The following is a 12932-nucleotide window of genomic DNA, read 5'->3' as shown; positions in this document are numbered from 1 at the left end:
GTCTGCTTCGGTCGACGCGAAACCAGCTTTCGCGCACGTCCGGACGACGATCCTTAATCGCCGCACTCGCTGCTTGCACTTCGCTGTGGCTCGCCGTCGAATCGATGTCGTCAGAACCTGCAAGCGCGCAGGCAGCGACGCCTGGCGTGCAGCCAGTTCCGAACCTCACCTCGCCGCTCGGTTCGGGAACGGGCTCCGCGATCCGGCCGGCAGGCATTCCGCTGGGATCGACGGAACTTGCAATACCCGGCACGAGTCCGGTGCTGCCGCAATCCGGCGCCAACATGAGCTTCGGAAACGAAAACTGTTTCATGGCGAGCAAACCGGGAGCGATTTTCGATGGCGGAGGGCTGTCGGGACATTCATCGGCCGGCTGCGGTGCGCGCGGCACGACGAGCATCGTGCGTCCCATGATTTCGACATCGTCATCCGTGGGGCCGATCGGAACTCGCTCGGACTCGATTCCCTTGGGCTCGACTGAACTGGGCAGTGCAGGTCTCAGTCCGGCGCTGTCGCTCCCATTACCTGCGTCATCGCCGATAGGCTCTTCGCCTCCGACCGAGGCGATGCCTTGCCCGACCGATGGCGCGACAACCACGACAACGGCGCCGGGCGGCTGTTGAGACAAACACATTTGCGAGGCATGCCGTGAAGCGAAAGATCGCGATCGCAGTGGCCGTTCTGCTCGTGGTGCTGGCGGGCGGCGGATTCTGGTACTTCAAGCGCTCGCTGACGTCGGAGCAAGCCGCCGCAGTGCCGGAGCCGGCGCCGATCCCGGTGGTCGCGACGACCGTCACCAGCGGTAATGTCCCGATCTATCTGACCGGCGTCGGCACGGTGATTGCCTACAATACCGACCTGGTGCGCAGCCAAATCCAGGGACAGATCACACAAATCACCTTCGTCGAAGGACAAACCGTCAAGGCCGGCGATCTATTGGCGCAAATCGATCTGCGGCCTTATCAGGCGGAGATCGAGCAACTAACAGCGAACCTCGCGCGCGACAATGCGCAGCTTGAGAATGCGCAGGCCAATCTGTCGCGCTACACCCAGCTCGGCAACAAGGGCTATGCCACCCCGCAACTGATCCAGACCCAGCAGGCGCAGGTGGCGCAGTTGCAAAGCGCGGTGAAGGCGGATCAGGCCCAGATCGACGAGGCTAAGATCCAACTCAGCTACACGCGCTTGACGTCGCCGATTCCCGGCGTGACCGGCGTGCGCCAGATCGACGTCGGCAACATCATTCACCCGACCGATCCGAACGGCCTCGTGGTCGTCACCCAGATCGAACCGATTTCACTGATCTTCACGCTCCCGGAAAGCTATCTGCCGCGAATTCAAGAGGAGATGGCCAAGGGTCCGCTGAAGGTGATCGCCTACAGCCAGGACAACAAGATCAAGCTCGACGAAGGCAAGCTGCTCCTGGTCGACAACGAGATCGTGCAGACGACCGGCAGCATCCAGCTCAAGGCCGAATTTCCAAATGCCGCGCATCGGCTCTGGCCCGGCCAGCTCGTCAATGTCAACCTGCTGCTTGAAACCCGAAAGGATGGTCTGACGATCGCCGCTTCCGCGGTCCAGCAAGGCCAGAACGGCTCCTATGTCTACGTGGTGACGCCGGATAAGACCGCCCAGTTGCGTTCCGTGAAAGTCGGACAGATCAGCCAGGGGCAGGCACTGATCGATAACGGACTGAAGGCCAATGAGACCGTCGTGGTCGATGGCCAATACAGATTGCAGCAGGGCAGCCGCGTCAAGGAATTGCATGGCAAGGCCGCAACGGAAGCCGATCTGCAAAGCTCGGTGCAGAAGGCCATTCCATGAACCTGTCGGCGCCTTTCATCGCCCGGCCGATCGCGACCATCCTGCTGATGGCCGGGCTGTTGCTGTGCGGGCTTGCCGCCTATCCGCTGTTGCCGGTCGGCGCACTGCCGAATGTCAACTATCCGACGATCCAGATCTCAGCGCAATTGCCCGGCGCCGATCCGCAAACCATCGCATCGTCCGTCGCGACGCCGCTCGAGCAGCAACTGAGCCAGATCCCCGGCGTGACGCAACTGACGTCGTCGAGCGCGCTCGGTGTGGCCCAGGTCGTCGTGCAGTTCGAGCTCTCGCGCACGGTCGACAGCGCCGCCGTCGACGTGCTCTCGGCGATCAATGCCGCGAGCCCCTATCTGCCGCAGAACATTCCGTACCCACCGACGATCCGGAAGGTGAACCCGGCCGAGACGCCGATCATGCTGATCGCGCTGACCTCGGACTCGCTGCCGATGACCACGGTCGATGCTTATGCCGAGAACATCCTGCTGCCGAAGATCTCACAGATTCCCGGCGTCGGCCTGGTCGGCATCGGCGGTCAGCAGAAACCCGCCATCCGCATCCAGGTCAACCCGCAGGCGCTCGCCGCAAGGGGAATCAGCCTCGAGGACGTCCGCACCGTCATCGCCGGCGCCAACGTCGATCTGCCGAAGGGCACGCTCAACAGCCCGCGCGTGACCTACACGCTCAACACCAACGATCAGTTGCTCAACCCCGCCGCCTATGACGAGTTGATCATCGCCTATCGCAACGGCTCTCCGGTGCGGATCCGCGATATCGGCAAGGCGATCGAGGCTCCCGAGAACGACCTGCTGGCCGGGTGGTATGACAAGCAGCCGGCGATCATCCTCGCGGTTCAGCGCGTGCCCGGCGCCAATGTCATCGAGACCGTGGACCGCATCAAGAAGCTATTGCCCACGCTTCAGGCATCCATTCCGCCAGCGATCAAGGTGACGATCGCGGCCGATCGCACTACCACCATCCGCGCCGCCGTCGCCGACGTCCAGTTCACGCTGATGCTGACGGTAGCTCTGGTGGTGATGGTGATCTTCCTGTTCCTGCGAAATCTGTGGGCGACGGTGATTCCGGCGGTGACCGTTCCGTTATCGCTGATCGGCACCTTTGCTGCGCTTTACGTGCTCGGCTACAGCCTCGACAATTTGTCGCTGATGGCGCTGTCGATCGCGGTCGGTTTCGTTGTCGACGATGCCGTCGTCGTCATCGAGAACATCGTGCGCCACCTCGAGAAAGGCCTCACCCCGATGCAGGCTGCGCTCAAGGGCTCGGCCGAGATCGGATTCACGATCGTCTCCATCACGCTGTCGCTGATCGCAGTGTTCATCCCGCTGTTCCTGATGGGCGGCTATGTCGGCAAGCTGTTCCAGGAATTCGCGATCACGATCACCGCCTCACTGATACTGTCGCTCGTAATCTCGCTGACGCTGACGCCGATGATGTGCTCGCGGCTCTTGAAGGACGACAGCCACAAGAAGCATGGCAGGATCTATCTTGCCTTCGAGTGGGGCTTCGATTCCCTGCTCGCGCTTTATGCCCGCGGCCTGAAGGTGGTGCTGCGCCATCGCTTCGTTACGTTGATGGTGATGCTGAGCACGATCGCACTCACCGGATATCTCTACGTCATCATTCCGAAAGGCTTCTTCCCGCAGGAAGACACCGGCCAGATCGTCGGCATCACCGAAGCCGCACAGGATATCTCGTTCCCGGCGATGTCCGAGCGCCAGCAGGTGCTGGTCGACACGCTGCTGAAGGACCCCGCGATCGATTCGGTGGCGAGCTATATCGGGCCGGGCGGGCCGACCGCGACGCTCAATCAGGGCCGCATCTTCATCATGCTGAAGCCCAAGCCACAGCGCAAGGCGAGCGCGGACGAGATCATCAACCGCCTGAGGTCGCAGCTCGCCCACATCCAGGGCATCACCCTCTACATGCAGGCCGCGCAGGACATCACGATCGGCGCGCGGCTGTCGAAGACCCAGTATCAGTACACGTTGACCGACGCGGATTCGAACGAGCTGACGCATTGGTCGGCCATCTTCCTCGAACGGATCAGGAGCCTGCCCTTCGTCACCGACGTCGCCAGCGATCAGGCCAACGCCGGGCCGATGCTGGATGTCACCGTCAATCGCGAAGTGGCGTCGAGCTTCGGCATTCTCCCCTCCACCATCGACAACACGCTGGATGACGCTTTCGGCCAGCGCATCGTCTCGACCATGTTCACTGCGCTGAACCAGTATCACGTTGTGATGGAGGTCTATCCGAGCTTCCAGTACGGGCCCGAGGCACTGAAAAACATCTACGTGAATTCCGCCAGCGGCCAGCAGGTCCCGCTCAGCCAGCTCGTCAAGAGCGAGATCAAGCCGGCGCCGATCCTCGTCAACCATCAGAGCATGTTCCCGTCGGTCACCATCTCTTTCAACCTGAAGCCCGGCGCGTCGCTGGGCGAGGCGGTAAGCGGCATTCAGAACATCGAAAAGGAAACCAGCAAGCCGGCGTCGCTCGCGACGTCGTTCCAAGGAAACGCCCAGGCCTTCCAGTCGTCGCTGTCGGGCACCCCGCTCCTGATCGGCGTGGCGCTGATCGTCATCTACATCATTCTCGGCGTGCTTTATGAGAGCTTCATCCATCCGATCACGATCCTGTCGACATTGCCTTCGGCAGGCATCGGTGCGTTGCTGCTGCTGATGGCGGTGCGCATGGATCTCACTGTCATCGCCATCATCGGCATCATCCTCCTGATCGGCATCGTCAAGAAGAACGGCATCATGCTGGTCGACTTCGCGCTCGAGGTCGAGCGCAACGAGGGCTTGAGCCCGGAAGAGGCGATCTATCGGGCCTGCACCATGAGGTTCCGGCCGATCCTGATGACGACCATGGCGGCGCTGCTCGGCGGCGTGCCGCTGATGGTTGGAACCGGTACCGGGTCGGAGCTGCGCCAGCCGCTCGGCTACACCATCGTCGGCGGCCTGATGCTGTCGCAGGTGCTGACCCTGTACACGACCCCAGTGGTCTACCTCTATCTCGACAGGCTGGGCCAATGGCTCGGCAACACCGGCAAGCGGCACGCCAAGAAGGTGGTTGCGGCGGCAGCAGAATAAGGAAGCGGATATGGATGCACGTGAACTATTGAAGCTCGACATGACCGCGGAGACGATGATCATCGTGACGCCGGAACTGACGGTTGGACATTTCGTTCCAGGCATGCCGCGGGTCTATGCGACACCGATGATGATCCTGCACATGGAAATCGCCGCAGGTGCCGCCATCTCAGCGGCGCTGCCGAAGGGATTTGTCAGCGTCGGCATGGAGGTGAACGTCCGCCACCTCGCGGCAACTCCGATCGGCCACACCGTGCGCGCGACCGCCCGCGTCATCGAGCTCGATTCCAGGCACATCCTGTTCGCGGTCGAGGCCTGGAACGAGGAGCGCAAGATCGGCGAAGGCACCCACCGCCGCGGCCTCGTCAACGTCGCAGAATTCGAGAAGCGGTTCGGCGTGAATGAGAATGCCGCCGCGTGACCGCGGCCTCTGTCTCTCCCTCTCCCCGTCCTTCACGGGGAGAGGGCGGGGTGAGGGGTTGGCTCCGCGAACATGGTGAGAGTTACGTCTGCGGAGAGTCCCCCTCACCCGGAATTCAAGCTTCGCTTGAATTCCGACCTCTCCCCGCGAGCGGGGCGAGGTCAGGTGGCTCGTCGCTTCAGCTTTGCTCCGTCGCTGAGCGCACGATCCGAATCGGAATTCCCTTGGACGACGGAGTGAAGCTCATGGGATCATGCGCATAAAGCGGCACGAGCGGGTTGGTCTCGGGATAATAGGCGGCGCAGCAGCCGTTCGGGAAGGAATAGCGGACCACGCGGAAATTGTGCACGCTGCGCTCCATCCCATCAGTCGACAGCGTGACGAGATCGACCCGGTCGCCGTCGGCAAGGCCGCGCTTCTTCATTTCTTCCTCGTTCAGGAACACCACGTCGCGCTGGCCGTATACGCCGCGATAGCGGTCCGACATCGAATAGAGCGTCGTGTTGTACTGATCATGGCTGCGGATGGTGCTCAGCCAGAGCATCTCCGGATCGCTCTCGCACGTATCTTCGCCAAGTCCATCGAACAGCAGGAAATTGGCTTTTCCCGACGGCGTCATCCAGATGCGCTCGCGCGCGGTCGAAGTGAGATGGAAACCGCCCGGCACGCGGATGCGGGCGTTGTAGCCCTGGAAGATCGGGAACACGTCTTCGATCGCATCGCGAATGCGATCGTAGTCGGCGACAAGGGCTCCCAGTCCACCACGCTGCGGTTGCCGAGGGTGGCACGCGCGATTCCGGCGATGATCGCAGGCTCGCTCAAAAGATGCTCCGAGGCTGGCTTGTTGCGGCCGCCGGAGGCGTGAACCATCGACATCGAGTCCTCGACCGTGATCGATTGCGGTCCGGTCGCCTGGATATCGATCTCGGTGCGCCCGAGGCACGGCAGGATCAGCGCATCGCGCCCATGGATCAAATGACTGCGGTTGAGCTTGGTCGAGACATGGACCGTGAGATCGAGATTGCGCAACGCGGCCTGCGTCTGCTGCCAGTCCGGTATAGCCGCAGCGAAATTGCCGCCCATGGCGACGAACACCTTCACCTCGCCGCGAAGCATCGCCTCGAGCGCCGTCACCACATTGTGGCCGTGCGCGGTCGGCGGCTCGAAGCCGAACCGGTGCTCCAGCCGGTCGAGGAACTCCTTTGTCGGCACTTCGGTGATGCCGACGGTGCGGTCGCCCTGCACATTCGAGTGGCCGCGCACCGGACAGAGGCCTGCGCCCTCGCGTCCGATGTGGCCGCGCAGGAGCGCGAGGTTGGCAAGCTGCTGCACATTGCAGGCGCCGCGCTTGTGCTGGGTGATGCCCATGCCATAGACGATGATCGCGCGCTCGGCTTTCATATAGACGTGGGCGGCATGCTCAAGATCCTCGCGCGAGAGACCGGATTGCCGCTCGATATCGGGCCATTGCACAGCTTTCAGATCCGCAATGAACGCCTCGATGCCGGCGGTATGGCCACGGATGAAATCCCAATCGAGGAGCTCGGGCTTGTCGCTTGCGCGCGCGGCCGCGTCTTCCTCGACCATCACCTTCATGATGCCCTTGAGCGCGGCGATGTCGCCGCCGACGCGCACCTGGTAGAGCGGCGAGCTGATCTTGGTCGCCGACAACGTCGCCATCTCGATCGGATTCTGCGGATATTGAAAGCGCTCCAGCGCCCGCTCGCGGAACGGATTGAAGGAAATGATCGCTGCACCCCGGCGCGACACCTTCCACAGGCTCGTCATCATGCGCGGGCTGTTGGTGCCGGGATTCTGGCCGAAGATGAAGATGCAGTCCGCCTTGTCGAAGTCGTCGAGCAGCACGGTGCCTTTCCCTACCCCAAGCGACTGCGGCAGGCCGACGCTGGTTGCCTCATGGCACATGTTCGAACAATCAGGAAAATTGTTGGTGCCGTATTCGCGGGCGAAAAGCTGATAGAGGAACGCGGCTTCGTTCGACGTGCGACCTGAGGTGTAGAACTCCGCCGTGTTCGGGTCGGGCAGCGCGTTGAGGTGACGGCCGATGATCGCGAACGCATCGTCCCAGCTTACCGGACGGTAATGATCGGATTCCCCGTCATAGACCATCGGATGGGTGAGCCGGCCGACCATTTCGAGATCGTAATCGCTCCAGCCGGACAACTCGGTGACGGAGTGCTCGGCGAAGAACTCCGGCGTGCAGCGCTTCGCCGTCGCTTCCCAGGCAACCGCCTTGGCGCCGTTCTCGCAGAATTCGAACGACGAGGTATGCTTCGGATCCGGCCAGGCGCAGCCCGGACAGTCGAATCCTTCGGGCTGGTTCATCCGGCTCAGCGTCGTTGCACCCTTTATCGGAACGCGCTGCTCGATCAGATGCTCGCTCAGCGCCTTGAGCGCTCCCCACCCGCCGGCCGGCTGATGATAGGGACGGATGGATTTGCGAACGGTCATTGGCAAAGGCCTTTGAAAATGGGCGGGATCGACTGAGTAAAGGAGAGCCGTCCAACAGATGTCTTTCCAAAACGAGGCCGGAATTGCGCAATCGCACCGCCCGCCGCGTGAAGAGCTTGCGCATCGCGCTCACGCAACTGCGCGTCATCTGTCATCACGGCAGTGCATTCCGGAAAAACGCGTGTCATTACGGAAGTGAAACGAGGATCGCCTGTTTAACTGTCGACGAACGGTCCGCTGATGAGCGGATCTATGCCGGTCTGATCTTCTCTTTCTGGAGTCTCAATCCATGTTCTCGCGACGAGATCTTCTGGCGGCGTCGGCTGTCGGAGCCGCAATGACCGCATCCGCGCATGCTGCAAGCTTCGGTAACCCGGACGAGCCGCCTCAGGGCGCCATCAATGCCAAGTCGCCTGGAAGTCTGACCGATCCCGGTCCGCAGAATCCGGCCATTGCAAAACAGTTTCCATCCGCATTCACTCCGCCCGCGACCGACGTTGGCGGCCTGCCGACGACCTGGGCGTCCTTCAACAATGCAGCGAGACGCATCCAGAACGGCGGCTGGGCGCGGCAGGTCACGGTCGACGATTTCGCGATCTCGACGGAGATATCCGGCGTGAACATGCGCCTCGCCGCCGGCGGCATCCGGGAGCTGCATTGGCATCAGGCCGCCGAGTGGGCGATCATGACCTATGGCACCTGCCGCGTGACCGTTCTCGATGCGCAGGGGCGTCCTTATGTCGGCGACGTCAAGGCGGGCGACCTCTGGTATTTCCCGGCCGGCACGGCGCACTCGCTGCAGGGTCTCGGACCAGACGGATGCGAATTCGTGATCTGCTTCGATGACGGCCACGCCGACGAATTCAATACGCTGCTGCTGTCAGACTGGATGGCCCATACGCCGCCCGAAGTGCTCGCCAAGAATTTCGGCGTTCCCGTCGAGAGCTTCGCGAACATTCCGCTGCACAACCTCTGGATATTCCAGGGTACCGTGCCCGGCGACCTCGCCGCCGACCGCGCTGCGATGAGCAGGAATGCGGAGATGCCGCCGCATCCCTTCATCTTCTCGCTGGAAGGCTCGCGTCCGCTCAAGCAGTCCGATGCCGGCACGATTCACGTTGCCGACAGCACCAACTTCAATGTTTCAACGACCGTCGCGTCGGCGCTGGTCACGCTCAAACCGGGCGCGGTCCGCGAGATGCACTGGCACCCGAACGCCGACGAGTGGCAATACTACATCAAGGGCAAGGGCCGGATGACGGTGTTCAACACCGGCCCCAATGCGCTGACGATGGACTTCAACGCGGGCGACATCGGCTACGTCAAGCGGAACTACGGGCACTATGTCGAGAACGTCGGCGATACCGACCTGCAATTCGTCGGCGTGTTCCGCGCGCCTCGCTATGAGGAAGTCTCGCTGACGAACTGGCTCACGCATACGCCGCCCAAGCTGGTCGCGCAGCATCTGAACATCGACGAAGCGACGATTGCGAAGTGGCCCGACAACAGCCCGGGTATCATGCCGAAGGCATGAACCTGGGCATCTTGCCGAAGGCATGAGCTCAGTCGGGCAGGCTTATTGCGCCCGCCCGACATCCTCATGGAGAGGCAGGGTGAACTGGAAGGTCGCGCCGGGCCCGGCATTGCGGGTGGCGGACAGCTTTCCGCCATGGGCCTCGACGATCGAGCGGCAGATCGACAATCCCAAGCCAAGGCCGGTCGACTTGGTGGTGAAGAACGCATTGAACAGCCGCTCGGCGTTCTCGTCGGAGAAACCGACGCCGCAGTCCGCCATGATCAGGATGGCCTGATCGGCGTCGAAACTGCGCTGCGATCGGATCAGCAATTCGCGCGGCCGATCCGTGACCGGCTGCATCGCCTCGACGCCGTTCATCACCAGGTTCATGACGACCTGCTGCAATTGAACGCGGTCGGCCCGGACGATCAGCGGATCGGCCGCGAGCTCCGTGCGCAGCGTGATCTGCTTGCTCGTGAGCTCGCGCCGCATCAGCACGCGGGCTTCGTTGACGACCTCGTTGATGTCAAGAAGCGCCCGCTCGGTATCGGTCTTGCGTGCCAGCGCCTTAACGCGCCCGATCACGTCGGCCGCACGGCTGACATCCTTGACGATCCATTCCACCGAGCGCCGCGCATGCTCCATGCCCGCCGCGCCGCGATCGAGCCAGCGCAGGCAGGCTTCGCCGTTGGACATGATCGCGGCCAGCGGCTGGTTCACCTCGTGGGCGATGGAGGATGTCAACTCGCCGAGCGAGATCACGCGCGTGGCGTGCGCGAGGTCCGCCTGCGCGTCGTTGAGCGCGGCCTCGGCCTGCTTGGCGGCCGTGACGTCGGTCACCGCACCGATGTACTCGATGCCATCAGGACCGTCCGTCACCGCATGGGCCAAGGTTCGGATATGCTTCACCGCGCCGTTCGGCATCACCAGCCTGGCATCATGACCGAAATCCACGCCATCCCGGGACGCCTCCTCGAGCAATTGCTGCACGAAATCCCGATCTTCGGGATGCATACGCTGCAGAACGAACTCCAGTGTCGGCGTTGTCGCCGGATCGCATTCAAAGATCCGAAACGTCTCCTCCGACCAACTGATCTCGCCGGTCGCCACCTTCCAGCCGAAACTTCCGGTCCGGCTCAGCCGCTGGGCCTCGGCCAGGTACATTTCGCTCCGCAGCAGCCGGGCCTCGGTCCGCTTCTGCTCATCGAGCGCGGCCAAGAGGTCGCGGCGGGAAAGCTCCAACGATCTCGTCGCCTTTCTCTGCGCCGCACTGATCCAGTTGACGAACAGCGCCGTGATCAAGAACAAGCTCACGCGCGGGATCTGATGAACATCGATCTCGAACGAATGGGTCGGAGTCGTCACAAAATACTCGAACGCCAAACCGGCAAGCGCGGTCGACACCAAGCCCGGGCCGAGGCCCCCAAACCAGGCCGCAAACATGATCGCGCATAGAAACAGCGATACGTACGGTTCGATGTTCAGGTACTCGACCGCGGCCTTGGAGGCGAATAGAGCTGCAGTAACCGACAAGATCGCAATCGCATAACGGGAGAACGTCACCCAAGGCGTCTGATCGATATCGGTCAGTCCCAAACGCCAATCTGAAGGGCCGCGCGGCGCATCGACGGACAAGACCGGCGCACGTGTTTCGCTGCTACGCTGGCCCGGATACATGCCGAATGCTCCTTATGCCGCCCGATCGTGGTATACCTGCTTACGGTCGCTCAGGAGTTCTTCCAACTCAAGACCCGTTGAATTTCCGTGTGGCAGGACTGGACGAGCCGTGAAGGGCGGCCGAGCTGCGGTTTTGGTGATCAGTCGGGACCTGTCCCGCCTACCGACCGACCGGGGTCGGGAAAGCCCGCCGGCCGAAGAATTCAGGACCTTACTGGTCCGGACCTTGCCCACCACGCCCCTGCAGGGCCTGCTCAAGGCTTTGAACCAGATTGTCTGTCTCGAACGGCTTGGTCAAGAGACAGACTGCACCGGCGCTTGCGGCCCGGGCGGACACGGCCGCCTCGGGAAAAGCCGTGATAAAGATGAAAGGTATCTGCGTGCCCCTGGCGCGCAGGCGAAGCAGAAGCTCGACGCCGTTGGTGCCGGGCATATTGACGTCGGCGATCACGCAGGAGGTCAGGTCGAGCACATCCGACTGCAGAAATTCGTCAGCCGACCCGAACGTGAGAACGCCATAACCCAGGGACCTCAGTAGATTGTCGGTCGCGGTACGGACGGACGCGTCGTCGTCGATGATGGAAATCATCGGTGTTGTCGGCAAGATCGCTGTCCTTCGGGGAAACGGGGATAAAGCTTCCGCTAGCGCGCGATGACTTTTCCACGAACCGTCAGCCCGCCCTAGATGTTGTCTGGGACACGATCTGCGCGCAAACCCTCCCCGTTTGTCGCGCGGAAAAGCCGGTACCCGCTTCCCCGGATCGTGCACTGGTAATGGTAAAATGCGCTCTATCGATACAGCGGGGAATCATACTTAGGTTTCTCGCCCACACCTATCGGCGACGAATCCCGATCATTTCGGCCATCCTGACCAGATCGGCCAGCGATTTTGCGCCCATCTTCTTCATGACGCGGCCACGATGGATTTTGACGGTGATCTCGGCAACACCGATCTGCGCCGCAATCTGCTTGTTCATGAGGCCCGCAGCCACCAAAGCGAGCACTTCGCGTTCACGTTCGGTCAAGGTCTCGAAATGTTCTCGCAGGCCCGTAACGGCTTTCTCCGCCTCGCGCCTTTCGCGATCGCGCTTGATCGCCGTCATCACGGAATCGAGCATATCCTGATCGCGGAACGGCTTGGTCAGGAAGTCGACTGCCCCGCCCTTCATGGCCCGGACGCTCATCGGAATGTCGCCGTGACCGGTCATGAAGATGATGGGAATGTGGACGTCCGCCCTGGCCAATTCGAGCTGGAGATCGAGCCCGCTCAACCCCGGCAGCCGGATGTCCAGCACCAGGCAACTCGCGACATCAGGCAGCTTGCTGTGCAGCAGTTCCGCAGCGGAGCCGAACTCCTGCACCTGTAGGCCCACCGATTGGAACAAGTTGGCAAGCGCCCGTCGTACGCTCTCGTCATCGTCGACGACGACTGACTCCTGCCCGTTCGTCAGATCGTAAGGCGACGCAAACGGCTTCATGCGCTATCTCCGCATGCAATGGCCGTATGAAAACTCCACCGGACGGCAGCAGACGGATGTTTCGGATTCAAAACTGATTTTCCGGGTAACGCTGGCCCCTGACGTTAGAACACATCAGGGGAACCTCCGCAATTCTACGGGGATGCCGGGAACAGGACGCAACCATGCTCCGGCGGCGCTGCTGCCATGCCTGCGACAAAATAGCCGATCGGGATCGAAGGGCCAAACTGCGGAAGAGGCTAGAGCATGATCCGGAAAAGTGGAGACCGGTTTTCCGAAAAAGATCATGCTCAAACAAAGAGCTAGATGTGGAGCCTCAAGAGGTTGTCCTCGGTGAGACCGAGTCTGCTGATCGGCGTTTGAGATTTTATACCGCCGTGAGGCCGATGCCAGTTGTATTGGTGCAGCCAGATCGGAAGCTCGTCGGCACGACG

At 62.0% G+C, this 12932-nt stretch carries 8 protein-coding genes and 2 pseudogenes; 5 read left to right on the top strand and 5 right to left on the bottom strand.

Annotated elements, in window-relative coordinates; translation table 11 throughout:
• The first annotated feature begins 648 nt into the window (after positions 1 to 648).
• Genes ACZYOF_RS04720 through ACZYOF_RS04710 form a run of 3 tightly spaced genes read left to right on the top strand, consistent with a single transcriptional unit; the run spans position 649 to position 5355 of the window.
• On the top strand, positions 649 to 1824 hold the full coding sequence (locus tag ACZYOF_RS04720; protein WP_463714976.1) for an efflux RND transporter periplasmic adaptor subunit: 1176 nt from the start codon (positions 649 to 651) through the stop codon (positions 1822 to 1824).
• The gene (locus ACZYOF_RS04715) at positions 1821 to 4934 is read left to right on the top strand and encodes an efflux RND transporter permease subunit (RefSeq protein ID WP_463714975.1); all 3114 of its coding nucleotides are present in this window, start codon (positions 1821 to 1823) and stop codon (positions 4932 to 4934) included. Before ACZYOF_RS04720 ends, ACZYOF_RS04715 begins: the two co-directional genes overlap by 4 nt.
• A 10-nt stretch (positions 4935 to 4944) precedes the next feature.
• Complete coding sequence (locus ACZYOF_RS04710; protein ID WP_130582077.1) at positions 4945 to 5355, top strand: thioesterase family protein; 411 nt, start codon at positions 4945 to 4947, stop codon at positions 5353 to 5355.
• Between the two features lie 178 nt (positions 5356 to 5533).
• Here ACZYOF_RS04710 and ACZYOF_RS04705 read toward each other — a convergent pair.
• A pseudogene (locus ACZYOF_RS04705) lies at positions 5534 to 7827 on the bottom strand (FdhF/YdeP family oxidoreductase).
• 83 nt (positions 7828 to 7910) lie between these two features.
• On the opposite strand from ACZYOF_RS04705, the gene ACZYOF_RS04700 reads away from it, so the two are divergent.
• Positions 7911 to 8168 (top strand): Rieske (2Fe-2S) protein, encoded by a 258-nt coding sequence (locus ACZYOF_RS04700; RefSeq protein ID WP_463714974.1) that lies wholly within the window; start codon positions 7911 to 7913, stop codon positions 8166 to 8168.
• A complete protein-coding gene (locus ACZYOF_RS04695) occupies positions 8117 to 9361 on the top strand; it encodes an oxalate decarboxylase family bicupin (protein WP_130578466.1) in 1245 nt (414 codons plus the stop codon). Before ACZYOF_RS04700 ends, ACZYOF_RS04695 begins: the two co-directional genes overlap by 52 nt.
• A 42-nt stretch (positions 9362 to 9403) precedes the next feature.
• Here the strand turns inward: ACZYOF_RS04695 and ACZYOF_RS04690 are convergent, their stop codons facing one another.
• The 4 genes and pseudogenes from ACZYOF_RS04690 to ACZYOF_RS04675 all read right to left on the bottom strand — a co-directional run.
• Positions 9404 to 11020 carry an ATP-binding protein gene (locus ACZYOF_RS04690; protein ID WP_130578467.1) on the bottom strand — a complete coding sequence of 539 codons (1617 nt, stop codon included), beginning with the start codon at positions 11018 to 11020 and terminating at the stop codon, positions 9404 to 9406.
• A gap of 211 nt (positions 11021 to 11231) precedes the next feature.
• Complete coding sequence (locus ACZYOF_RS04685; protein WP_463714973.1) at positions 11232 to 11609, bottom strand: response regulator transcription factor; 378 nt, start codon at positions 11607 to 11609, stop codon at positions 11232 to 11234.
• 244 nt (positions 11610 to 11853) lie between these two features.
• Positions 11854 to 12498, bottom strand: a complete 645-nt coding sequence (locus ACZYOF_RS04680) for a response regulator transcription factor (RefSeq protein ID WP_463714972.1) — start codon at positions 12496 to 12498, stop codon at positions 11854 to 11856.
• Positions 12499 to 12800: 302 nt separating this feature from the next.
• A pseudogene (locus ACZYOF_RS04675) lies at positions 12801 to 12932 on the bottom strand (IS481 family transposase); the annotation flags it as partial.

Source organism: Bradyrhizobium sp. LeoA1Lang (genome assembly GCF_055413685.1).
This window is presented reverse-complemented; position numbering and strand designations above follow the sequence as displayed.